Here is a 23,997-nt window from a genome sequence, read left to right as displayed (position 1 = left end):
GACGAACCGCGGCGCCCCTACCGGGCCGGACACCGGAGGAGCCTCAGGCCACCGACGGGCGGAAGACGTCGAGCAGGTCGGTCTCGTACTGCTCCCAGCGGTCGTAGAGCACGTCACTGCCGTAGCGCGCCACGAGCTGTGCCTCTCCCCGGGTGATCGGCAGTAGGGTGATGAGGCGCAGCACCGCCTGGCCGGACTCGTCGCGCAGCACGTCGAAGTCCTCCCCGAGGTAGGGATGGGGCGCGGCCAGCGCTCCGCTGATGTCGGTCTCCGGCAGCAGCGCGCGATCGTTCATGATCAACGCTCCCGGCCCGACCCGGCTGTTCGACTCGTCGAGCAGTTCGGCGATCACCCCGGTCAGGTGCCGCGCGTGCAGCTCCTGCTCGCGGTACAGGGTGCAGACCAGTTCGTGCGGCAGCGGAGCCCCGGCGGTGTGGGAGCGCAGCCCGTTGGTCAGCACCGAGACGTGCTCACCGTGCGGCGGGTCGCAGTAGACGAGGTGGTAGCCCCGTTCCCGGGAACCCGTTTCCTGACTGTCCGCGCCGCGGATCCTGCCGAGGTACTGCTCGACATGGGCGGGGAACTCGCTGAAGCGACTCACGATCCACCTCGGCTGTACGTGGTTTCCACCGGCGTAAGTATGACCCCCGCTCCTCCGGCGGACCGCGGTGGGAGCGGATCTCCGCCACGGGCGGTACGCCCCGGACGCGTGGGTGGGAGGTTCGGGGTTCGGCGGGCGTCGTTCGGACACGGAAGGTGATCGGTGTCCTAGGCTCGCGGCATGGTCGACGAACACGGTTCCGCCGTGCCGGGCTCGCCCGCCGACGTCGCCGTCGCGCTGCGGGAGACCGGTTATCTTCCGGACGAGGGGGTGGCCACCGCCGCGTTCCTCGCGGTGCGGATGGCCAGACCCCTGTTGTGCGAGGGAGAGCCGGGAACCGGGAAGACCGCCCTGGCCCACGCGCTGGCGGGTGCCTACGGGCTCGAACTGGTCAGGTTGCAGTGTCACGAGGGGATCGACGCCGCCCAGGCGCTGTACGAGTGGGACTTTCCGCGTCAGTTGCTGCATCTGCGTGCCCTGGAGACGGTCTCCACCGGTGGTCTCGACGTCGGTGCCGCCGAGTCCTCGCTGTACACCCGGCGTTTCCTGTTGGCGCGTCCGTTGCTGCGGGCGTTGCAGCGGGCGCCGTGCGTGCTGCTGGTCGACGAGATCGACCGGGCCGATGACGAGTTCGAGGCGTTCCTGCTGGAGATACTGTCCGAGTACACCGTGACCGTCCCCGAGTTCGGGGTGGTGGAGGCCACGGAGCCACCACTGGTGGTGCTGACCTCCAACCGCACCCGGGAGGTGCACGACGCGTTGAAGCGGCGCTGTCTCTACCACTGGCTGGAACACCCCGGTCCGGAGCGTGAGGTGAGCATTCTGCGGAGTCGGGTTCCGGAGCTGGACCGGAGGTTGGCCGACCAGGTGGCCGGTGCGGTGCGCAGGATGCGCTCGCTGGAGCTGCTCAAACCGCCCGGGGTGGCCGAGGCGATCGACTGGGCGAGTGCGTTGCTCGCCTTGGGGGCCGCGGAGCTGGACACCGAGACCGCCGCTCGCACCCTGGGCACGGTGCTGAAGTACAGCGAGGACGTGCGGCGGGTGCGGGCGGCGGGCGTGGTGGACCAGGACGGGACCTGATCTCCGTCGTCGGAACGTGCCGGGGCGGCGGGCGAACCGCGCGGGGTCGCGTCGACGCCCGCGCCGGTTCGTTTCGGTGGGTCGGCCGATCTCAGGAGTGCTTCCTCCGGCTCAGCACCACGAACACCACGGCGACCCCCGAGGCGCACAGCAGCAGCACGCTGTTGCACAGCAGGCTGAGTTGGACTCCGGACTCGTAGGAGCGCAGGATCGCTGCCCGCACGACCGGGTCCTCGCTGTGGGGGATTCCCTGCCGTGCGGCTCGGACCAGCGCCTCGGCACGCGGCGCGGCGACGTTCGCCTCGGCGAGTTCGTCGGCCAAGGCCCCCGCGAAGCGGGTTCCCAGCACCGCGCCCAGCACCGCCGTTCCCAGCACCGAACCGACCTGGCGGAAACCGGTCACCGCGTTCGAGGCGGCCGGGGCCCGCTGGGGTGGGACGACCGACAGTGCCGCCGAGGTCGAGGGCGCGATCACCAGTCCGCTTCCCGCCCCGACCAGGGCCAGGGCGAGTCCGCTGAACAGGTAGGAGGTGTCCGCGTCCTGGGTGCTCAGCAGCAGGGCGGCCACGGCGGCGGTGAACAGGCCGGTCAGCAACATGCGGGCCGGGCCGAACCGCGCGGTCCAGCGGCCGGCCAGCACGGTGACGACCATGAAGGCGACCATCTCGGCGAGCAGCCGCAGCCCGGACTCCAGGGGGGTGTGCCGCTGGACCTGTTGTAGGAACATGACCTGCACGTAGGTCACGCCCACGAACCCGAACAGCCCGACGGCGGCGAGGAACAGGGAGATCGAGTAGGGCAGCGACCGCATCATGCGCACGTCCAGCATCGGCTGTTCGGCACGGGCCTCCACCAGCACCAGCCCGATCAGGCACAGCACCCCCAGCCCCAGGCTGGCGAGCACGTGGGTGGCCGCGTAGCCGTCGCGTCCTCCCGCGATCACCCCGTAGACCAGCCCGGTGAGCCCCACGACGGCGAGGAACTGGCCGCCCGGGTCGAGACGCCGCTGTGGGTTCGCCGCCTCGCGCAGTGCGTACACGCCGAGTGGCACCGTGACCAACGCCAGCGGTGTGTTGATCACGAACACCGCCCGCCAGCTGGTCATGGAGTTCAGTGCACCGCCGAGCACCGGGCCGAGCGCCAGGGCCACTCCCGACATGGAGACCCACACCGAGATCATCCTGGCCCGTTGGTTCGCGTCGGTGAAGGTCATGACCACATAGGCCAGGGACAGGGGCAGGATCAGCGCTCCGCCGACGCCGCTGATGACGCGTCCCGCCATGACGACACCGAAGGTCGGCGCCGTGGCGACCACCAACGAGCCGGCGGCCAGGATCACCACGCCGCTGAGGTAGGAGCGTTTCCGCCCGAAACGTTCACCGATCGCGCCTCCGGAAAGCACCAGTGCCGCCAGGGCGAGGGTGTAGGCACTGGAGACCCAGCTCAGGAAGGCGGGAGGAACCGACAGCTCCACCTGCATGCTGCGCAGCGTGGAGATGGCGGCGGTGACCTCGATGAAGGCCATGAACATCCCCAGACAGCAGGTCACCATGACCGCGAGGTGCCGTGGCCGTCGTCCGGTGTCCGTTCCCGTGGGGCTCGTCGAGTCGCTGTCCTGCTGTTCGTCGGCTTTTGACATACCCGTTCGCGTCCAAATCCGTTCGTCGTGCACCGCCCCCAGTGGACGGCCGTCGGGTCGTGCGAGGGTTCGCGTTGTGCTCGTGGTGGGAAATCCGTCCTCCGTGGAACGGAGTCACGACGGAGGCTGTCGGATACTTACCGAGCCGTATGTCACCGATACGGGTGAGTCAGTTCCGCGTCGCGGGTCCCGTCAGACGATGTACTGCTTGATCTTGCGCAGGATCCGGTCCCGGGTGGGTCCGATGGAGCCTCGCGGTATCCCCAGAGTTCGACTGATCGTCTCGTAGCTCGCCGGCGGTTCCGACATGAGCATCCCCAGGAGGTTGCGCTGACGTTGGCTCAGCGCCTGCACGGCCGTGCGCAGCCGTGGGTCGAGTATCCGCTCGACGTAGACCTCGTCGACGGGCCGTTCGTGGTCGGAGGCGGTGCAGCGGTCCATGATCTGCACGCTGTCCACCGGGATCTGCCACGAGTGCTTGGACACGTGTTTCATGGCCTCCCGGCGGCTCGTGGTGACGATCCAGGCGGACACCCTGTGTGGTTGTTGCAGTTGGTGAATGTGTTCGTGCAGCCGTTGCCAGGTCAGTTGACACAGGTCCTCGCTGTCGGCGTGGTTGAGTCCGAACGAGCGTGCCACGGTCCAGACCAGCGGTTGGTATTCCGTGATCAACTTTGACCAGGCCCAGGGCTGTCCTGCTCGGCAGGCCTCGATCAACCCTGCTTTGAAGGCTGTCGATCGCCGCCGAGCATCGGATAACGGTCTTTCCGGTCCATGGGTGGTATCGGCGACCGCCGGTTCCGACATTGTGCCTCCTATGGACTTGGTGGGCTCGGTCGCAGACTAGCTACTAGCCCGAAAGTTTGAAAGAGGTTGTTCGCTTTGGTTACACAGTGATAACCAGGGCGATACCGGCATCATGACGGTTTATCGGCTGTTTGGACTAACGTGTCCCACAACAGCGAGAACGCCCCGAGTTCACCGAATGCGAGGTAGTACGTGATGGCCTCCGAAACCGCCTCGAACAGACGTTCCCCGTGGCGGGAACGTATGCGTGAACGGACGGCCAACGAGATCAGGCAGAGCGCGGCGAAACTGCTCAACGAACACGGCATCGACGCCGTGTCGATCCGTGCGGTCGCCAGGGAACTCGGCATGAGCTCACCCGCGATATACCGGTACTTCAGCAACCACGAGGACCTGGTCAACGCGGTCATCGTCGACGTCTTCGACGAGCTCAACACGCATCTGGACAACGAGGTGGCGGCCGTGTCCTCGGTGCGGGACAAGATCGTCACCGCCAGTTGGGCGTTCCGGGAGTGGGCCGCCGGCCACCCGCACGAGTTCGAGTTGATCCTGCTCCACCCGTTGCCGCCGAACGTCTCCGCGGAGGTCGTCGAAGCCCGCCGGAGATTCGGGACCACTTTCATGCGTCTGTTCTCCCGGCTCTGGAACGAGCACGGTTACGACGCCCCCGCTCCCGAGGAGATGACCGAACAGCAGCACACGATGGTCGAACGCTTCCGGTCCAACACCGACGGTGCCTTCGACCTCCCCCCGCAAGCCCTGCTGGTGTTCATCCGCAGTTGGACCAAGCTCTACGGTGTGGTCTGCATGGAGGCCATGGGGCAGAACACACTGCTCGGGGACGCCGCCGGGTTGCTTTTCGAGATGGAACTGGCGGACATGGGGGACTGTCTGGGAGTTCCCCGCCGTCCACCGCACAAGTGAGGCAACGCCGGAGTGCACGAGCACCGACCCCGGCTCGTGGGGCCCGAGCCGGAGTCTCCGGAAAGGCTGGTGGCCACGTCCCCGAGCACGGCGACGCGACCCCCACGACCGGGGTCGGGTGATCACGCGAGCAGCAGGCCGACTCCCAGTGTGACGACCCCCAGTGCCAGGACCAGCGCGCCGATCCAGACCACGGCGATCATGCTGTTGGGTCGTGTCACGTCACGCCCCGCGGAGGACAGGTAGAAGCCCAGGGGCATCAGCACCGCCGCCACCGGAACGCCCAGTCTTCCCACCCAGCCGAACACACCGCTGAGGGCGGCCGCGTCCGCCAACACCAGGCACACCAGACTCAGGGTCACGAGCACACCGGCGTGTCCGTGCATGGCACGGGAGAAAGCCTGCTGGAAATCCGTCATCGGAACGTCCCCGCGTACGATGCGGGAGACGAACCATCCGCCGAACTCGATCGTGACGATCGTCAGCAGAACGACTCCGGCGACGTACTGGGACTCGGGGCTCAACGTCAGGGTGGACAACTCTGTTGTACTCCTCATCGGTGGTGGGAAAGGCTGACTGCGAACGCGTCCTCATCGTGCCCGGACGCGCGACGTCGCGAGGAATCGGAACATCGGTACGGCGGTGTGGGGGTCCGGGGTGCCACGTTTTCGGTCATTCGTGGTTCCGGACCTGTTGGGCGGACTCCTGACGCGTTTCGTGGGGGGATTCCGGTGACGCGACGGTGGTCGCTCCGGATCCCTCCTGAACCTCGGTTTTCGTGAAACGTCCCATGCCGAACTCGGGCATGTTCCGGTAGATGATGTGCATCTCATCCGGATGAGTGACATAGGCTTCGTGGAAAACTCCGACGCTGCCGTCGACCCCCACGCGACGGTTGAACCTCCGCCAGGCGGGCACGTGCTCGTGGTCGGCGTTGCGGGCATAGGCCATCAGATGGTCCATGTCCTTCCAGTACTCGACCAACAGGGTGGTTCGTCCGAACCAGACGTGGTAGCCCAACATGCCCAGTTCGGGCTGTTTCCTCAGTTCGACCAACATCGGTGGCATCGCCAGGAAACTGGGCAACCAGCGATGAATCTTCCACCATTTGTTGATCCGCATTCCGATCAGGAAGACAACGGTACCGTCCGGGACATCAGCGGTACGTCGGCCACCGGTCGGGCGTTTACGCCCCATCGACATCACCTCCGCGTTCGACGTGCGCAATCGACTCGTGGAAACGACAGGAAGCGGTTCCCACGACAACCTCAGAATCGGAACTTCCTGCCCGGACCGGTGACGGTTCTGGTCTGCCAGGTGCTGAATGCCTCCACACCGGCGACCCCGCCGAAACTCCCACCGTTGCCCGACTGTCCGAAACCACCGAACGGCAGTTTTGGTTCACTGTTCACCGTTTGGTCACCCAGATGGATCATCCCGGCGCGTAACTCCCGCGCCACGGCGTTGCCCCGTTCCTCGGAACCGCTCCGCACGGCGGCGGACAGGCCGTGCTCGGAGGCGTTCGCCAGCCCCACCGCCTCGGCGTCGTCGTCGAAGACCGTCACGGCGGCCACGGGACCGAAGATCTCCTCGTCGAAAGCCGGAGTCCCCGGCCTCACCCCGGTCAGCACCGTCGGTGGGTGGAACGGGAATTCGGGCTCGCGCGAGGTCAGCTTCCGCGCTCCGGACTCGACCGTGGCGGCCACGATGGAGGAGATCCGTTCGTGCTGTGTGCGGTTGATGATCGGGCCGATCTGCGTCCCCCCGTGACGGGGGTCTCCCACCACGAGAGCCTCGGCCCGCTCGACCAGGGCGGCCACGTACTCCTCGGCGATCGAGCGGTGCACCAGGTGACGTCCGACGCCGATGCACAACTGCCCCGAGTGGACGAAACCACCCCAGGCCCCCGCCTCTGCGGCGGTGACCGGGTCGGCGTCGTCGAGTACCACGAAGGGGTTGTTGCCGCCCAGTTCGAGCAGACACTTCTTCAACCCGCCGCCCGCACGGCGTCCCACCTCGCGTCCCGCCGAGGTCGAGCCGGTGAAGGAGACGGCGGTCACCTCGGCGGCGTCGACGACCGAACGGGCCGTGTCCGCGTCCCCGGGCAGCACGGCGAACAGCCCGTCGGGCACTCCCGCCCGCCGCAGCACGTGCGCGAGCAGCGTCCCGCCGCTGACCGGCGTGTTCGGATCGGGTTTGAGCAGCACGGCGTTGCCCGTGGCCAACGCCGGGCCGACCGAGCGCACGGCCAGCAGCATCGGCATGTTCCAGGGGGTTATCACCCCCACGACGCCCAGGGGGACGCGCCGGGCCTCGGCCCGTCTTCCCGGCACGGGGCTGTCGGCCTCCACCGTGGTGTCGAGTGTGGCCAGTTCGGCCGCCTCGTTCAGCTCGGCGGCGCTGCCCTCCAGTTCCCACAGCGCCTTCCCCCACACGGCGCCGGACTCCGCCACGAGCCAACCGGCCAGTTCCTCCCGCCAGGTGATCAACAGCTCGGCCGCCCGCCGCAGCACCTCGGCTCGGTTCTCCGGGGGCAGCGACCACCACTGCCGGCGGGTTCGGTCGGCGAGGGCGGCGACCTCCGCGATCTGCCGCTCCTCCGGTACGCCCACGGTCGTCAACCGGTGTCCGTGCACGACGTCCGTGCTGTCCAGCACGGAGCCCCCCGGTTGCCACCCCGCTCCGAAGAAGGCGCCCTCCCACGAGCTCACCGGCAGGGTGTCCCGGGACTCCGTTCCGTCGTGCTCCATCACGTCCGCTCCCCCGGTTCGATCGAGACGTCGCCATCCCGCCCAGTACAGATACCCGCGCCCAGGGGTGCGGATACATGAGGCCGCCACACGATCCGACCGGTGGTTCCCGACGTCCCCCGGAATCGCTCTCATCCAGGTGGGTGATTCACCGAAAACGCTCCGCACGAGGAAATTTCGCCCGCAGTGTATCTGTGCGTCACGTACGGACTCTGTGTTGGCGAAGCCCCGTGACGAGGGTCCGGTTGAAAGGGGCACCGTGACACCACGTACAGCAGTGATCGGTGGTGGGATCGCAGGCTTGTCTGCGGCGTACCATCTCCGCGATGACACGCACGTAACTCTGTTCGAATCCGACGGGAGTCTGGGGGGACACGCTTACACGGTCGAAGTGGAGGACGACGGAAGAACAATCGGCCTCGACACGGCGTTCATCGTTTACAACTCACCGCACTACCCGAAGTTGTCCGCATTCTTCGGGGAACTGGGGGTTCCCACTCAGGACCACCCGGGAAAGTTCAGCTTTTTCGATCTGGACGCCGGGTCGAGCTATGTCTCGGACGACTTCGAGCTGACCGAACAACAGGTTCGACAACGCTACTCCCCCGAATTCCTGGAGCTGTGGCGCGAGGCGAAACGTTTCCACACGGAGTCGCCCAGACACTTCATGCGCAAGCAGGCGGACATGCCGCTCGGTGAGTATCTGGACCGTAACGGTTACAGCGACTCGTTCCGCTACGGGTTCGTGGTCCTGATATCCACGGCCGCGTGGTCGGTGCCCGCCGACCGGATCTGGGAGATGCCCGCCAGCACCGTCATCGCGTTCTTCTTCGCGCACGGCGCGGAGGGACTCGGCGGCAGAACCGTGCCGTGGCGGACGGTCACGGGCGGCAGCGTCAACTACGTGCGCGCGGTGCGGCGTGTCTTCGACGAGTCCGGGGTCCGGCTGCGCCTGTCCTGTCCGGTGGCCGGGGTGGAGGAACGCCCCGACGGAGTCGTCGTGCGCACCGACGACGGGGAACTGGAGACCTTCGACCACGTCGTGCTCGCCACGCACGCCGACGACGCGATGGCGTTGCTGCGAGAGCCGAATCCGCAGCAACGCAGACTCTCCGCGGTGGGTTACCACCCCACCCGGGCGACGTTGCACACCGACAGCGGCGTCATGCCCCCGGACCGGACCGCCTGGCGGAGCTGGAACTACGGCAGAACCGGAGCGGGTCGGCAGTACGACTCCTGGGTGGTGTACTACCTGAACGACCTGCAACAGATCACCAGCGCCACCGACTACTTCCTCACCCTGGACTCGGGGGTGCCGATCAGGGAGGACTCGGTGATCGAGGAAATATCCTACCGGCATCCCGTTTTCACCGTGGAAGCGCGGCGACTGCAACACGACATATACTCGATCAACGAGTCCAGTCCCCGGGTCAAGTTCGCCGGTTCCTATTTCCACTCCCGCAAGATGGGGCCGGACATCATCGGTTCGCACGAATCCGCCTTCGATTCCGGCCAAGCCGCCGCGGAATCCGTCCTGCGGGCCGTTTCCCGGCCCGTTCCGACGAACTGAAAGTCCTCATCCGGAAACCAACACGAGTACCGGTCGCCTCCCGGTCGACATCCATCGGAGGAACCCTCATGTCCGAAACCGGCCAGAATGCGCTCACCGCGGAACGAGTTCGCGAATGGCTCGTCGAGAAGGTCGCGTACCGCCTCGACGTCAGTACGGACCGGATAGACGTCAACCAGTATTTCGACGAGTTCGACCTGGACTCGACGGAGGCGCTGGTGTTGTCCGGAGAACTGGAGAACTGGCTCGGTTTCGAGCTGGAGACCACCGCGTTGTGGTACCACCCGACGATCGCCGAACTGTCCGAGTACATCGTGGAAGTGCGTGACGGAAATGCGGCGTGACCCACTGCGGACGCTGATTCGGCGGATCGACGAGCGTGACGACGCCGAGCACCCGCTCGTGCTGCTCCACCCGGGAGCGCTGGGCACCGACGTCTACCACCGCATCGGGGAACACCTCCCCGAGAGCCGAAGCCTGCGTGTGGTGGACATGGAGGCGATCGACGCCTACTACGGCGCGGCTTTCGGGGAGTGGCATGAGGACGTTTCGGTGGAGGGGCTGGCCGCGAGCGTCCTCGACGCGGTTCGCGACACCCTGGAGCTGAGGGCCGGGCAGTGGACACTGGCGGGCTGGTCCTTCGGGGGCGTGATCGCGCACTCACTGGCGCACGCCCTCGACGCCTCGGAGGTCCCCGACCGACTGGTGCTGCTGGACAGCATCGCCCCGGTGCCCGGCTACCTCCACGACCCGGAGGAGGATCTCGCCCCCGAGCTCGTGCTGGCCTGGTTCGGTTTCTACCTCGGAGCCAAACGCGGGGTGTCGGTCCCGGAAGCGGACTACTCCGACGTCGAGCTGTCCGAGGGACTGCGGAGGTTGCTCGACCTGGCCGTCGAAGCCGGGGCGCTGCCCCCCGGAACGAGTTATCCGGGACTGCGCAAGGTCTTCGACGTCTACAACGCCGGCTTGCTCCGCAACAACCGGATCACCCGGGGCCACCGGCCCACCCCCGGCAGCGTGCCACTCACCCTGGTGCGTCCCCGGGCGGGGCTGCTGGACACACCGCGACCGCTCGGCTGGGAACGGCTCTACGAGCACGTGCCCGTGGTGCGCTGTCCCGGCAACCACTACTCGATGCTGCACGAGCGGGAACCGGCGAGTCTGCTCGCCGCGGTACTCGCCGACCCCTGTGCACGGAGTTCCGAGGACTCCGCCTGACTTCCGGACCCGTCGCCCCACCCACCACCACGGGCCTTCAGACCGCCCTCTTCCGACCTCTGGGGAGCACTATGCGACAGGACGAGCACGCCAGTACACGGCTCGGTGACACGCCGATCGCGATCGTCGGGCTCGGCGCGTTGTACCCGCGCTCGGGAGACCTGCACGAGTTCTGGAGCAACGTCGTCGAGGCCGAGGACTGCATCGAGGACGTTCCCGCCAGTCACTGGCGCGTCGAGGACTACTACGACCCCGACCCGGCGGCACCGGACAAGACCTACAGCAAACGGGGCGGGTTCATTCCGACGGTGCCGTTCGACCCGATGGAGTTCGGGCTGCCCCCCAAGACGCTCGAAGTCACCGACGTGTTGCAGCTGCTGAGCCTGGTGGTCGCCAAGCAGACGCTGCACGACGCGGGGGCCGTCGAGATGCCCCGACAGCACAAGGACCGGACCGGTGTGGTCCTCGGCATCACCGGTGCCAACTCGCTGACCCAGCCGTTGGCGACGAGGTTGCAGACCCCGGTGCTCAGGGAAGTGGTGCGCAGCTGCGGTCTGGACGAGACCGCCGCCGAGGAGATCGCGAACAAGTTCACCAAGGCGTTCGCGCCGTGGGAGGAGAACTCGTTCCCGGGGATGCTCGGCAACGTGGTCGCCGGACGTATCACGAACCGCTTCGACCTGGGCGGAACCAACTGCACCATCGACGCGGCCTGCGCCAGCTCGCTGGCGGCGGTGCGGATGGCCGTGGACGAGCTGGTCTCCGGTCGCGCGGACATGATGCTCACCGGCGGCTGCGACGCCGAGAACACGATCCTCATGTACCTGTGCTTCTCCAAGACACCCGCGCTCTCCAAGACCGACCACATCCGCCCCTTCGACGAGTCCTCCGACGGGACCCTCATCGGTGAGGGCATGGGGATGCTCGCGCTGAAGCGTCTGGAGGACGCCGAGCGGGACGGGGACCGGATCTACAGCGTGCTGCGCGGCGTCGGTTCCTCCAGCGACGGGCGGTTCAAGAGCATCTACGCCCCACGCAAGGAGGGCCAGATCACCGCCCTGCGCCGCGCCTACGCGGACGCCGGTCTCGGTCCGGAGAAGGTCGGCCTGCTGGAGTGCCACGGCACCGGCACGGCGGTCGGCGACCTGACCGAGCTCACGGCGCTGGGGGAACTGTTCTCCGGCACCGGGGGACGTTCGCAGTTCGCCGCGGTCGGCAGCGTCAAGTCCCAGATCGGACACACCAAGGCCGCCGCCGGTGCGGCGGGACTGATCAAGACCTCCCTGGCCCTGCACCACAGGGTGCTTCCGCCCACCATCAACGTGGACACGCCCCGTTCGGACGCCGACTTCGAGAACTCGCCGTTCCACGTCAACAACCGCACCCGCCCGTGGGTGCTGGAGCCGGAACGCGAACGCCGCCGCGCCGGCGTCTCCTCCTTCGGGTTCGGAGGGACCAACTTCCACTGTGTGTTGGAGGAACACCGCTCCGGCGAGGAGGCTCCGGTGCTGCACCCGGCCACCCGGGTGTACTTCTGGCACGCGCCGAGCACGACAGAACTCGCCGACTCGGTCGAGGCCGAGGCGGAGCCGACCGATCCGGAGTACGCGGTCCCGGAGGGTGACGCCCGCGCGGCGATCGTGGCACGGACCGACGAGGAACTCGCCGACCTCCGGCGGAAGCTCGTCGAGAGGCTGCGCTCCGGCGGGGATCCGGGCACGTTGCCGGACGGTGTCCACTTCCGCGCCGAGGGCGGGGCGCTCGGCAGGGTGGCCGCCCTGTTCGCGGGGCAGGGAAGCCAGTACGTGGGCATGGGCGAGCGGGCCGCCGTCTGCGTTCCCCCGGTCCGTGCCGGTTTCGACGCGGCCAGCATGGCCGGCCCCGCCGACAGGCCGCTGAGCGAGGCCGTGTTCCCACCACCGGCCTTCGACAGGGCCACCGCGGAGCGGCAGCAGGAGTTCCTGCGGCGCACGGAGAACGCCCAACCCGCCATCGGCGCGCTCTCGGCGGGCCAGTACCGCTACCTGCGGCATCTGGGGTTCCGGCCAGACGGAGCCGCCGGGCACAGTTTCGGCGAGCTCACCGCCCTGTGGTGCGCGGGCGGCATCTCGGAGGAGACGCTGTACCGTCTCGCGCACCGGCGGGGCAGGGCGATGGCCGAACGCCCCGACCAGGACGCGGACCCGGGGACGCTGGCCGCCGTCCGGGTGGGACGCGAGCGGATCGAGGAACTGCTGCGTGAACACCCGGACGTGACGTTGTGCAACGACAACGGTCCCGACCAGGTCGTGGTGGGAGGGGGCACGGCCGCGGTCGAGGCCCTCGTCGAGAAGTGCCGGGCCGAGGGGATCGGGGCCCAGCAACTTCCCGTGGCGGCGGCCTTCCACACCTCCTACGTGGAGCACGCGGTGCGGAGTTTCCGCGAGGCGGTGCGGGACAGCGAGATCGCGGAACCGCGGATACCGGTCTACGCCAACACACGGGACGGCGAGTACGGCGGCGACGTCGAACGGAACCGCTCGGTGCTGGTCGATCAGCTGATCAGTCCGGTCGAGTTCCGTGACGGGATCGAACGGATGTATGAGCAGGGTTTCCGGACGTTCGTCGAGTTCGGCCCGAAGTCCGTTCTCGGAGGGCTCGTGCGCGGAATCCTCGCCGACCGCGACGACGTGGTCGTGCTCAGCGCCGACGGGGGACCGAACGCGGACTCGGACCGCTCCCTCAAACAACTCGCGGCGCGGTTGGCGGTCCTCGGGCTCCCGCTGCGGGGTTTCAACGACTTCACCGCCCGGATCGAGCCCCGTCCGCTCCCCGAGGGGATGAGCATTCCGTTGAACGGGGTGAACCACGTTTCCGAGCAACGACGCGCCGAGTACCGCGAGGCGCTGAACAACGGCTACCGGGTGCCGACCGCCACCCCCGTGACCGCCACGGCCGAGGCCGCGTCGGTGGCCGACACCGAATCCCAGCGGCTCGTTCCGTGGACCGAGCCCGACCGCTCCGACGAGGCGGGCAGCGCACCCGCCGTCCACACCGACCAGCGGGCCGAGCCCGTGTACCGGCGCACGCAAGGAGGCGATGTCGAGATGCGCGACGAGTCCGGCACGAGTAACGGGGCGATCGGCTCGATGGCCTCCGATCACCTCGCGATGCACGGCGAGTACCTGAACAGCCAGCTACGGGTCGCCGAGCGGCTCAGCGAACTGCTCCGGGAACGGAGTTCGGAGGGCGGCCCGGAACAGCACGTCGTGGACGGCATCAACGCCGTCACCAACCACAGCCTCGCCATCGGGCGCAGCCACGTGCACGCGAGCGAGGTGCTGCGCAGCTTCGCCCACCTCGCCGCGGGAACCGTGCCGCAGGCGCCGCCGGAGGAGACGGCGGGCCCGTCGGCACCCGCCGTGGGGTATCCGGATCCGACCCCGCTGCCGCCGGAACACCGGGAGTCCGAGGGCTCGCGGGCGGAACCCGCTCGGCTCGACGGGCGCGAACAACCGGTCGCGGAGCCCACGGCCCTGACGGCGCCGACTCACGGGATGACGGGCGGGGACCTCCCCACCGTCTCGGGAGGCGACAGCACCGACGTCGGGAAGCGGCACTCCACCACGGGTGTTTCCTCCGTCGTGGCCGGGGGTGCCGGGTCTTCGGGGTCCGGTGGGGCTGATGTGGGCACGGTTCGGCAGGTCCTGTTGGGGATCGTGGCCGACAAGACCGGGTATCCCAGTGACATGCTCGATCCGAGCATGCACGTCGAGGCCGATCTGGGGATCGACTCGATCAAGCGGGTGGAGATCATGGGGGCTTTGCGGGAGCGGTTCCCCGAGATGCCGGATGCCTCTCCCGAGCAGTTGGCCGAGTTGAACACTCTGGACGACATCACCACCTTCCTGACCTCCTCCGAGGGGGTGGTCTCCGCTGCCCCAAAAGCGTGACGCCCGGGATCGGGCGCACCCATCCGTACGTGGCCGCGCTGCCACCTCCCGCCGAACGGGTCGACGCCTTCGGCGGACGGCCGGTCGCGCTGCTGGCCGGTGAGGACTGTCCCCTGCGACACGAACTCGGGCAGGCCCTCCGGCAGCGTGGCTGGGAGGTGCACCACGGGCAGCGGCCTCCGGAGGAGTCGCGGCTGGACGCGGTGCTCGCGGTGCACGACGCGAACCAGTCCGACCCGGGGTACGCGTTCGACGGGCTCGTGCACGCCCTCGCACTGGCCAGGGACACCCAGCCGGCGCTGCGTGCCGACTCCGGCGGCCGAAGCGCGTTCCTCACCGTCACCCGGTTGGACGGACGACTGGGCACGACCGGCACGGCCTCCCGCACCCGGTCCGTGCTCGGTGGCCTGCCCGGGCTGGTCAAGACCCTCGGAATCGAGGCCCCGGAACTGTTCTGCCGTGCCGTGGACGTCTCACCCGGGATGGACGACGGGGACGCGGCCGCCGCGGTCCTCGCGGAGCTGTACTCCGCCGAGGAGCGGCTGCCGCAGGTCGGTGTCGACGAGTGGGGCCGTTGGACCCTCCGCCTCGGCGAGCAGCCCCCGCCTCCCACCCGGAGCGGCACACGCGAGCCGGAGCCGGACGATCTGTTCGTCGTCACCGGCGGGGGCCGGGGGGTCACCGCCACGTGCGTGACCGAGCTCGCCCGTCGGTACCGGCCGGGATTCCTGCTGTTGGGACGCACCCCGCTGGAGGAGGAACCGGAGTGGGCCCGGTCCGTGCCGGACGAGCGGCTCAAGGAGGCCGCCGCGACCGAGATCAGGAACCGCGGGGACAAGCCCACCCCCCGCGCCGTCGACAGCGCGGCCGGACGGGTGCGGGCGCAACGCGAGATCCGGGCGACGCTCGACGGGCTCCGGGAGGCCGGGAGCTCGGCGGAGTACCTCGCCGTGGACGCCACCGACGCCGAGGCGACCACCCGGGCGTTGCGGCCGTACTCCGAACGGGTCACCGGTCTCATCCACGGGGCGGGTGTGCTGACGGACCGGTTGATCGCGGACAAGGACGAGGCCGAGGCCCGTCGCGTGCTCGCCGCGAAACTGGACGGTCTGGAGGGGCCGCTCACCGCCGTCGACCGGAGCCGACTGCGGCACGTGGTGCTGTTCTCCTCGGTGGCGGGGTTCTTCGGCAACCGGGGACAGTCCGACTACGCGATGGCCAACGAGGCGCTCAACCGCATCGCCTGGTCGTTGCGCGAGGACTCACCCGAAACGGTCGTGACCTCCATCAACTGGGGAGCCTGGGCGGGCGGCATGGTCACCCCCGAGCTGGAGAGGATGTTCGCCGAACGGGGCGTGCCACTGATCCAGCCGGAGACGGGGGCCGCGTTGTTCGCCGAGCAGTTCGCCGCCGAACGCGGTGACGACACCGTGGTCGTCGTCGGCCCGAACACGCCCCTCTCCGCGCCGTCCTCCGAGCTTCCCGCCGAGGGGGTCACGGTACGGCGCGCACTCGAGGAGGCGGCCCGTTCGGAAGTGGTCGCCGACCACACCGTCGGGGGAACACCGGTGTTGCCCGCCACCGCCGCGCTCGGAGCGATGCTGCGCATCGCGGACGACCTGGGGATCGAGGACGCCGAGCCGCACGAGTTCCGGGTCCTCAAGGGAGTCTCCTTCGACGGGGCGGCCCCGGAGCACCTGGACTTCCGGATGGAACCGGAGGAGTCCACCGGTTTCGTCGTCACGGCCTCGGATCCCGCAGGCAGACCCCGGTACCGGGCCGTGCTGCGCACCGGGGTAGCCGCGCGGGCGGACACCCCGGAGCGGGAGGTCACCGGGGTCGTGTTGTCCGACGCGGCGCCCTACGCGGACGGCACGTTGTTCCACGGTCCGCTGCTGCGGGGCATTCGCCAGCTCGGGGAGGGCCCGGAGAAGCTGGTGTCGCGGTGCCGGTTGCCCGACCACGACCTCGCCCGCGGCGCCTACGGCACCGCGAACTACAGCCCCGTGCTCGCCGACCTGTTGTTGCAGGCGGCCCTGGTGCGGATCCGCGAACAGCACGGATTGGCGAGTCTGCCGAGCGGGATCGGGGCGGTGGAGCGGTTCTCCCCCCTGCCGGACGACTCGGATTTCCTCGTGACGGTCACCCCCGCCGACCAGGCAGCCGGCTGTTACCGCTGCACGGTCACCGCGGTCGATCCGACGGGGCGGGTCCTGCTGCGGTTCCGTGACGTGGAGTTGGTCGCGAACGCGGCCCTCGAAGGGAAGTTCTTCCAGTGAGGCGGAGCGAAGCAATGGCCAGGCAAGCGAACACCGGCCAGGAACTGGCCGTCATCGGAACGGCCTGCCTGCTGCCCGGTGCCAACACCCCGGAGCGGTTCTGGCAGGCGATCACCTCCGGCTCCGACCTCCGCGTCGAGGGCGGCGCCGAGACCTTCGGCACCGCCCCCGGCGTGCCCGGCGGCTGGGGCGACGACGAACACCGGATCACCACCACACGAGGCGGGTTCGTCGACGAACCGGAGATCGACCTCGGTGGGTTGAACATCCCGGAGGAACGGCTGCGCGAGCTGGACGCCGTGGTCCGCTGGCCCCTGCACACCGTGCGGGCCGCGCTCGCCGACGCGGGGCTGGCGGAGTCGGACGCGCGGATCCGCCGGACCGGCCTGGTCCTCGGCAACTACTCGTTCCCCACGAAGTCCAGTGTGGAACTGTGCGTGCCGCTGGTGCGCGCGATGGTCGACGAGGGGCTGAACCGGGCCGGTGTCCCCGTGCCGGTGGGCGAGCCGACCGAGCACGGTGTCGCCGCGGAGAACCTGCGCCCCTCCGGACTGCCCGCCACCGTGGTCGGTTCCGCCCTGGGGTTCGGCGGGCCCACCCTGGCGCTCGACGCGGCCTGCTCCTCCGCGCTCTACGGTGTCTCGCTGGCTCGGGACTACCTCAACACGGGCAAGGCCGACGTGATGGTGGCGGGAGCCGTGTGCGCCCCCGATCCGCTGCTGATCCACCTGTCGTTCTCCGACCTCGGCGCCTACCCCGAGGACGGCCACAGTGTGCCCTTCGACACCGCCTCCAACGGCATCCTCACCGGCCAGGGCGCCGGGGTGCTGGTGCTCAAGCGTCTGGCGGACGCCGAACGGGACGGGGACCGTGTTCACGCGGTCGTCTCCTCGATCGGACTGACCAACGACGGTGCGGGCAAGCACCTGTTGAGCCCCCGCGAGTCCGGCCAGATCGAGGCCTACGAGCACGCCTATCGCGACCTGCCTCCCGAGTCGGTGGACTACGTCGAGTGCCACGCCACCGGCACTCCCCTCGGGGACGCGACGGAGTTGCGTGGGATCTCGACGTTCTTCGGTGAACGCGTTCCCCTGCTCGGCTCGGTCAAGGGCAACATCGGGCATCTGCTCACGGTGGCCGGTTTCAGCAGCATGCTCAAGGCGGTGCTGATGCTGCGGGAGGGGGTGGTGCCGCCCTCCCCGGGGATCGACGAGGTCCGCACCCCCTCGGGAGGGGAGTCCGCCGCGGCCCGCGTGGTCCGGCGGGGCGGCGACAGCGCCGGGGAGGGTGCCCCGCTGCGCCGGATCGGGGTCTCCGCCTTCGGTTTCGGCGGCACCAACGCGCACCTGCTGCTGGACGCCCACGACGGGGAACAGCAGGCCCCGGTCGTACCCCGACAGTGGACTCCGGCGATGACCGTGGTCGGACTGGGGGCCCGGGTGGCGGGCGCGGAGTCCGCCGGCGAACTGCATCGCGCCGTCCGGGAGGGCGCGGACCTGCTGAGCGAACTGCCCGAGAGCCGCTGGTACGGCGCCGAGGCGGTCCCCGCCCTGGAGGGGATCGCCTCCGCGGAACAGGGCTACCTGGAGTCGTTGGAGGTGTCCGCGTCGACGTACCGGATACCGCCCGCCGAGCTGGGTCACTTCAATCCGCAGCATCTCGCGTTGTTCCACGCCGCCGAACAGGCCCTGGACGAGGCGGGGCTGCACGCTCCGGGCAGCGGAACCAAGGCCACCGATCTGCCCGCCCGGCGGATCGCGGTGGTCGTCGCCATGGAGATGGATCCGCGCACGCACAGCCACCGGGCGCGTTTCGACATCGGGGCCCACGTGCGCGCGGAGTGCGCGCGGGCGGACCTCGGGATCGGCCCGGAGGAGATGGACGCCCTCGAAGAGGCGGTGCGCGGGGGCGTGCACGACCCGATCGGTTCCAACGAGGTGCTCAGCTACATCGGCAACATCATGGCCAGCCGGATCTCGGCCTCGCGCAACCTCACCGGACCCTCCTTCACGGTCTCGCTGGACGAGACGGCGGGGGCCCGTGCTCTCGAGGTCGCCCAGCTGCTGCTGTGCGACCCCTCCGTCGAGGGGGTGCTGGTGGGCGGGGTGGATCTGTCCGCGAGTGCGGAGAACACCCTCGCCGACGTCCGGTTGGCGGAGGAGGCCGGGGTGAGTGCCCTGCCCAACGGGGACGGTGCCGCCGCCGTCCTGCTCACCCGCGAACAGCAGGCACCCGACTGGCCCCGTCGCTACGCGACCGTGGACGGGCTGTACCTGAGCACCGAGCGCGCACCGGACGCCGACTCGGTGGCCACCGGTGCGCTGTCCGCCCTGTCCGAGGCGGAGGTCGAACCGGCCGATGTGGACTACGCGGAACTGGTGGGGTCCAGCACCGAGGACCTGGCCGGTCTGGTCACCGGGCTGGTCTCCCTGAGCACGCCCGACGCGGGGGAGGGGGCCACGTGCGTGCTCGGCGAGTCGGCGAGCCTGACCGGCAACGCGCACAGCGCCGCGGTGCTGCTGTCGTTGGTGCGGGTGTGCGTGTCGCTGCATCTGGCCGAGCTTCCGGCGAGCAGCGCCCGCGCCGTCGAGGCGGTGGCCGCCGTCCCGAACGTCGAGGACTCCGCCCTGTGCGTGAACACGCACACCGAGCCGTGGCTGCGCTCCGCGGTCGATGCCGACCGCAGGGCGCTGATCAGCGCGCTCGGACGTACCGGAACGCTCGCGGGGACCGTGGCCCATCTGCTGCTGCGCGGTGGTGACGTCCGCTGTGACGAGACGGGCATCGACTGGCAGGAGCGGGAGGAGTCCCTGGTACTGCCGGTCGCCGGTGGGGACGGCGCGGAGCTCGCGCGACGGGCCGCCGCGTTGCGCGAGGAGCTCGCCACCCGACCGGCGCGGGAGGTGATCCGCTCGGCGATCGCCGGGACGGACGGGCACCGCTACCGCGCGGTGCTGGTGGCCCGTGACCGGGACGAGCTGGTCAGGGAACTGGCCGCGGCCGAACGGGACCTGCCGGAGGTGCTCGCCTCGGGAGGCGAGTGGGCCACACCGGCCGGCAGCTACTGCACGGCGGATCCCATCGGAGCCGGAAAGATCGCGTTCGTGTACCCGGGGGCCTTCACCGCCTACCCCCGTGCGGGTGACGGTCTGTTCCGGCTGTTCCCGGAACTGCTGTCCCGTTTCGAGCGGAGTTCGCACCGACCGGCGGAGCGGTACAAGCAGCGGGCGCTCTACCCCAGAGCCCCCAGGGGCGTCGACCGTGGAACGCTGATGCGGCACGAGGCCGCGCTCATCGAGGACATCCCGACGATGCTCGCGCTGGGCACCAACCTGGCGGTGCTGCACACCCAGCTGCTGCGGGACGTGCTGGGGGTGGTCCCGGACGGGGCGTACGGCTACAGCCTCGGTGAGAGCAGCATGCTCTTCGCCACCGGGGTCTGGGACGAGTCCAGCCGGGACGACAGCGCGCTGAACGCCACCCCGCTCTTCCGCGACCAGCTGCGCGGTCCCAAGCGGCTGGTGCGGCGAACCTGGGGTCTCGACGAGGACACCCCGGACAGTGCCGTGTGGGCCACCCGGGTGCTGCTCGCCGACCCGGACTCCGTGCGTGCGGCGCTGGCCGGTTTCGACCGGGTGTTCCTGACCCATGTCAACACCCCGCGCGAGGTGGTCGTGGCCGGGGCCCCGGAGCAGTGCGAGCAGCTGGTCGAACGACTCGGGTGCCAGGCGGCCAAGGCCCCCGCCAACCACGTCATGCACAACCCGCTGGTGGACCCGGTGCTGGCGGAGCTGGCCGAGCTGAACCGCTACCCGCTGGGGGAGGGACCGCCCCCGGGAACGGAACTGCTGTCCGGATACACCGGTGGTCCGGTCGAGGTCTCCGACCCGGACTCGATCGCCTGGCGCATCGCGCGGACGCTGCGGGACACGGTGGACTTCGCCGGGTTGACCGAAGCCGCCCACGACCGCGGGTACCGCTACTTCGTGGAGGTGGGCCCGTCGGCGACCTGTAGCCGGTGGATCGGCGAAACCCTGCGGGAGAGGCGCCACCTCGCTGTCGCGGTGGACAACCGGGGCAAACCCGTCGGCGGTTCCGTCGCCAGACTGCTGGCCCGGCTCGTCTCCCACGGGGTCGCGGTCGACCTGGCCAGGCTGTACCCGGAGGAACCCGCCGCGACGGAGAGCGCCGGTCTCACCGTACGAACGGGATGTGGCGGCGAGTCGGTCGTCGAGCGGGTGGCCACCGGCTGCGCGGCGGTACGCTCCGCACCGGAGTCACTCGGAACATCCGAGCCCCCGGTTTCCCCGGAGGGGGCCCGGACTCTCGCCGAGGAGGGCGAGGGCGGGGCGATCCTCGTGGAGGGCGAGCCGTTCGTGCACCTGCCCGCCGTACGGGCCGCCTCCTCGACCGCGCGGACCCGGCCGGTTCCCGAGGCGGCCGAACCGCCGTCGCGGCGCGAGTCGGCACGCCCCGCCGAGCCGGCACACCAGGGTGGCTCCGTCCCGTCGTCGTCTCCCGCGCCGGGGCGAACGCACGCTCCGGCTGGGGTGTCCGCGCAGCCGGTGGCCCTGCTGTCGCGGCAGGCCGCCGAGGCACACCGGGCGGCCCTGCGCGCGCAGGACGCGCTGCTGCGGGACACGATGCGACGGCTGGAGTCGGGGGGAGCGCTCTCCACGGACCTGGCTGCCGTCGAGGGCTCCCACCCGGGCGGGTCGGTTCCCTCCGTCGGAGCGGCCGCCCCGCCACCGGCGGAGATCACCTCGCCGGACCGCCCCACCGGGGAGCCGGTCCTGGACGAACGGGATCTGCTCACCTTCGCCCGGGGGTCCATCGGCGAGGTGTTCGGTGCCGAGTTCGCCGTGATCGACGGCTACTCCCGGCGGGTCCGGCTTCCGGAGCCGCCCTACCTGTTCGTCAGCCGCGTGACCGAGCTGGAGGGGCGGACGGGGGTTTTCGAACCCTCCACCATCACCACGGAGTACGACATTCCGCACGACGCCTGGTTCGCGGTGGACGGGCTGACGCCGTGCGCGGTGACGATCGAGGCCGGGCAGTGCGACCTGCTGCTGATCAGCTATCTGGGCATCGACTTCCACAACCGGGGCGAACGGGTGTACCGGCTGCTGGACAGCAGGTTGGTCTTCCACGGTCCGTTGCCGCGTGCGGGCCAGACGCTGCGTTACCGGATCAACATCGACCGTTTCGTCTGGAACGACGACGCGCTGCTGTTCTTCTTCAACTACCGCTGCTACGCCGACGGTGAGTTGATCCTGGAGCTGTTGGACGCCTGCGCCGGCTTTTTCACCCGAACCGAACTGGACAACTCCCTCGGGGTGGTCAGTGGTGAGTCGGACCGGCGGCGTCGTGCCGAGTTCACCCCCACCTGGTTCAAGCCGTTGGCCCGCACCGAGCGCACCGGACTGTCCGGTGCGGACCTGCGGCTGCTGGCCGAGGGCAGACGGGGCGAGGTGTTCGGTCCCGAGTGGGAGCAGCGGGCGGACGGCTGCAACCCGTCGCTGCGGCTGCCGGAGGAGATGCTGCGGATGATCGACGAGATCCCGTCGATCGACCGTCTGGGAGGCCCCCGTGCCCTGGGGGAACTGACCGCCGTCAAACACCTGGATCCCGACGGCTGGTACTTCCGCTGCCACTTCACCGACGACCCCGTGCTCGCCGGTTCCCTGGTGGCCGAAGGGGCGGTCCAGCTGTTGCAGACCTACGGCCTGTACCTGGGGATGCACCTGGTGCTGCCGGACGCCGAGTTCCAGTCGGTGCCCGGACTGGAAACCGAGGTCAAGGTGCGCGGGCAGATCACACCGCAGACCCCGCACATCCGGTACCACGCCGAGATCACCGAACTGACGCTGTTGCCGCGGCCGACCGTGATCGCCGACATCGTCGTCTACGACGGCGAGAAACCGATCATCAGTATGCGCGACTTCGGCATACGCATCCAGGAGAAGCCCGGCACGCCCTACCGCCCGGGCAGCGGCGGGATCCCCGAGTTCCTCGGCAGGCGCAACCACCGGGGCGAGGCCGCGTTCATCAACGAACTCCACCTCGCCCACGCGGCGAAGGGCGACCTGGCCACCGCGATGGGAACCGAGTTCGAGATCTACGAGAACCGGCGCGCACCACACATTCCCAACGGGGACTTCCAGTTCGTGGACAGGATCATGCGGCTGGACGGCACCCGGGGGGCGCTCGCACCGGGTTCGAGCATGGCCACCGAGTACGACAGCCCGCCCGAGGCCTGGTACTACCGGGACAACTCCCGCCCGGCCGTGCCGAACTGCGTGTTCATGGAGACCTCGTTGCAGGCGGCGATCCTGCTGGGCTACTACCTCGGCGCCACCCTGGAGACCCCGGACGAGGAACTGTCCATCCGGAACCTGGACGGCACGGCCCGGCTGGTCACCGACATGGACCTGCGGGGCAGGACCATCCGGCACGAGTCCGAACTGCTGTCGCACCAGACCGTGACGGGAGCGACGCTGCAGAACTTCGGCTACCGGCTCTACGCCGACGACGTGCTCGTCTACGAGGGGGAGTCGCTGTTCGGCTACTTCACGGCGGACGCGCTGTCGCAACAGGTGGGGCTGGACGCCGGACGGCACGTCCCCCCGTGGTTGGACGAGCAGTGTGACTCGCCGTACCGGACACTGCCGGTCCGCGAACGCGACGAGTGGTTCCGCCCGGACCCCGACACCGGGCTGCGCCTGGCGGACGGCCATCTGCGGCTGGTCGACCACGTCGACCTGGTCGACGAGGGAGGTTGGTTCGGGAAGGGCTACCTGCGCGGACGCCGGGTGATCGACCCGGACGACTGGTACTTCACCTGTCACTTCCACCGTGATCCCGTGATGCCCGGCTCGTTGGGCGTGGAAGCCGTGATCCAGGGGTTGCAGCTGTACGTCATGGACGCCGGCCTGGCCGAAGGCATCCCGCGGGCGTGCTTCGCGATCCCCACCGACGTGGCCATGAGCTGGAAGTACCGCGGTCAGATCCTGCGCGGCGACCGTGAGATGACCTTCGACCTGCACGTCAAACGAGTCCAGCGCGAGGACGAACGGCTGCTGGTGGTCGCCGACGCGAACGTGTGGAAACCCGGTCTGCGCATCTACGAACTGCACGACGTGGCCGTGGAGGTCCGTCCCGAAACCGTCACCGAGCACTCCAGGACGGAGGAGTGAG

14 protein-coding genes are annotated in these 23,997 nt (G+C 69.4%); 8 read left to right on the top strand and 6 right to left on the bottom strand.

Features of this window, described 5'->3' with window-relative positions:
• Positions 1-43: 43 nt before the first annotated feature.
• A complete protein-coding gene (locus tag ACTMO_RS0116080) occupies positions 44-601 on the bottom strand; it encodes a suppressor of fused domain protein (RefSeq protein ID WP_019855711.1) in 558 nt (185 codons plus the stop codon).
• A 180-nt stretch (positions 602-781) separates the two neighbouring features.
• Here ACTMO_RS0116080 and ACTMO_RS0116075 point away from each other — a divergent pair, with 180 nt between their 5' ends.
• On the top strand, positions 782-1,681 hold the full coding sequence (locus ACTMO_RS0116075; RefSeq protein WP_019855710.1) for an AAA family ATPase: 900 nt from the start codon (positions 782-784) through the stop codon (positions 1,679-1,681).
• Between the two features lie 91 nt (positions 1,682-1,772).
• Here the strand turns inward: ACTMO_RS0116075 and ACTMO_RS0116070 are convergent, their stop codons facing one another.
• Both ACTMO_RS0116070 and ACTMO_RS21290 read right to left on the bottom strand, forming a co-directional pair.
• Complete coding sequence (locus ACTMO_RS0116070) at positions 1,773-3,320, bottom strand: MFS transporter (protein ID WP_019855709.1); 1,548 nt, start codon at positions 3,318-3,320, stop codon at positions 1,773-1,775.
• A 192-nt stretch (positions 3,321-3,512) separates the two neighbouring features.
• Positions 3,513-4,127 (bottom strand): RNA polymerase sigma factor, encoded by a 615-nt coding sequence (locus ACTMO_RS21290; RefSeq protein ID WP_084792186.1) that lies wholly within the window; start codon positions 4,125-4,127, stop codon positions 3,513-3,515.
• A gap of 195 nt (positions 4,128-4,322) precedes the next feature.
• Between ACTMO_RS21290 and ACTMO_RS0116060 the strand changes: the two genes are divergently transcribed.
• Entirely contained in the window at positions 4,323-5,051 is a 729-nt protein-coding gene (locus ACTMO_RS0116060) for a TetR/AcrR family transcriptional regulator (protein ID WP_026449308.1), read from the top strand.
• A gap of 122 nt (positions 5,052-5,173) precedes the next feature.
• Here the strand turns inward: ACTMO_RS0116060 and ACTMO_RS0116055 are convergent, their stop codons facing one another.
• From ACTMO_RS0116055 to ACTMO_RS21280, 3 genes are all read right to left on the bottom strand, one after another.
• Positions 5,174-5,608, bottom strand: coding sequence for a hypothetical protein (locus ACTMO_RS0116055; protein ID WP_033401560.1), 435 nt, complete (start codon positions 5,606-5,608; stop codon positions 5,174-5,176).
• Between the two features lie 115 nt (positions 5,609-5,723).
• A complete protein-coding gene (locus tag ACTMO_RS21285) occupies positions 5,724-6,248 on the bottom strand; it encodes a DUF4188 domain-containing protein (protein ID WP_084792384.1) in 525 nt (174 codons plus the stop codon).
• A gap of 71 nt (positions 6,249-6,319) precedes the next feature.
• Entirely contained in the window at positions 6,320-7,801 is a 1,482-nt protein-coding gene (locus tag ACTMO_RS21280) for an aldehyde dehydrogenase family protein (RefSeq protein WP_019855704.1), read from the bottom strand.
• Positions 7,802-8,078: 277 nt separating this feature from the next.
• Here ACTMO_RS21280 and ACTMO_RS0116040 point away from each other — a divergent pair, with 277 nt between their 5' ends.
• From ACTMO_RS0116040 to ACTMO_RS0116015, 6 genes are all read left to right on the top strand, one after another.
• Positions 8,079-9,371 (top strand): NAD(P)/FAD-dependent oxidoreductase, encoded by a 1,293-nt coding sequence (locus ACTMO_RS0116040; RefSeq protein WP_084792182.1) that lies wholly within the window; start codon positions 8,079-8,081, stop codon positions 9,369-9,371.
• Between the two features lie 68 nt (positions 9,372-9,439).
• Positions 9,440-9,715, top strand: coding sequence for an acyl carrier protein (locus ACTMO_RS0116035; protein WP_019855702.1), 276 nt, complete (start codon positions 9,440-9,442; stop codon positions 9,713-9,715).
• Entirely contained in the window at positions 9,705-10,589 is an 885-nt protein-coding gene (locus ACTMO_RS0116030; RefSeq protein ID WP_019855701.1) for a thioesterase domain-containing protein, read from the top strand. The genes ACTMO_RS0116035 and ACTMO_RS0116030 overlap by 11 nt, the downstream gene beginning before the upstream one ends.
• Before the next feature lie 71 nt (positions 10,590-10,660).
• Positions 10,661-14,521, top strand: coding sequence for a type I polyketide synthase (locus ACTMO_RS0116025; protein WP_026449306.1), 3,861 nt, complete (start codon positions 10,661-10,663; stop codon positions 14,519-14,521).
• The gene (locus tag ACTMO_RS0116020; RefSeq protein ID WP_051099096.1) at positions 14,518-16,800 is read left to right on the top strand and encodes an SDR family NAD(P)-dependent oxidoreductase; all 2,283 of its coding nucleotides are present in this window, start codon (positions 14,518-14,520) and stop codon (positions 16,798-16,800) included. The genes ACTMO_RS0116025 and ACTMO_RS0116020 overlap by 4 nt, the downstream gene beginning before the upstream one ends.
• A gap of 14 nt (positions 16,801-16,814) precedes the next feature.
• Positions 16,815-23,996, top strand: coding sequence for a type I polyketide synthase (locus ACTMO_RS0116015; protein WP_019855700.1), 7,182 nt, complete (start codon positions 16,815-16,817; stop codon positions 23,994-23,996).
• Position 23,997: the final 1 nt, after the last annotated feature.

This window comes from Actinopolyspora mortivallis DSM 44261 (genome assembly GCF_000384035.1).
Lineage (GTDB): Bacteria > Actinomycetota > Actinomycetes > Mycobacteriales > Pseudonocardiaceae > Actinopolyspora > Actinopolyspora mortivallis.
Note: the sequence above shows the minus strand (reverse complement) of the source record. Positions and strands in the feature narration are given on the sequence as shown.

Excerpts from the sequence above, each read along its gene's own strand:
- ACTMO_RS0116025 (WP_026449306.1), top strand. The coding sequence starts at position 10,661 with ATGCGACAGGACGAGCACGCCAGTACACGGCTCGGTGACACGCCGATC.
- ACTMO_RS0116075 (WP_019855710.1), top strand. The coding sequence starts at position 782 with ATGGTCGACGAACACGGTTCCGCCGTGCCGGGCTCGCCCGCCGACGTC.
- ACTMO_RS0116035 (WP_019855702.1), top strand. The coding sequence starts at position 9,440 with ATGTCCGAAACCGGCCAGAATGCGCTCACCGCGGAACGAGTTCGCGAA.
- ACTMO_RS0116060 (WP_026449308.1), top strand. The coding sequence starts at position 4,323 with ATGGCCTCCGAAACCGCCTCGAACAGACGTTCCCCGTGGCGGGAACGT.
- ACTMO_RS0116015 (WP_019855700.1), top strand. The coding sequence starts at position 16,815 with ATGGCCAGGCAAGCGAACACCGGCCAGGAACTGGCCGTCATCGGAACG.
- ACTMO_RS0116030 (WP_019855701.1), top strand. The coding sequence starts at position 9,705 with ATGCGGCGTGACCCACTGCGGACGCTGATTCGGCGGATCGACGAGCGT.
- ACTMO_RS21285 (WP_084792384.1), bottom strand. The coding sequence starts at position 6,248 with ATGGGGCGTAAACGCCCGACCGGTGGCCGACGTACCGCTGATGTCCCG.
- ACTMO_RS0116055 (WP_033401560.1), bottom strand. The coding sequence starts at position 5,608 with ATGAGGAGTACAACAGAGTTGTCCACCCTGACGTTGAGCCCCGAGTCC.
- ACTMO_RS0116070 (WP_019855709.1), bottom strand. The coding sequence starts at position 3,320 with ATGTCAAAAGCCGACGAACAGCAGGACAGCGACTCGACGAGCCCCACG.
- ACTMO_RS21280 (WP_019855704.1), bottom strand. The coding sequence starts at position 7,801 with ATGGAGCACGACGGAACGGAGTCCCGGGACACCCTGCCGGTGAGCTCG.
- ACTMO_RS21290 (WP_084792186.1), bottom strand. The coding sequence starts at position 4,127 with ATGTCGGAACCGGCGGTCGCCGATACCACCCATGGACCGGAAAGACCG.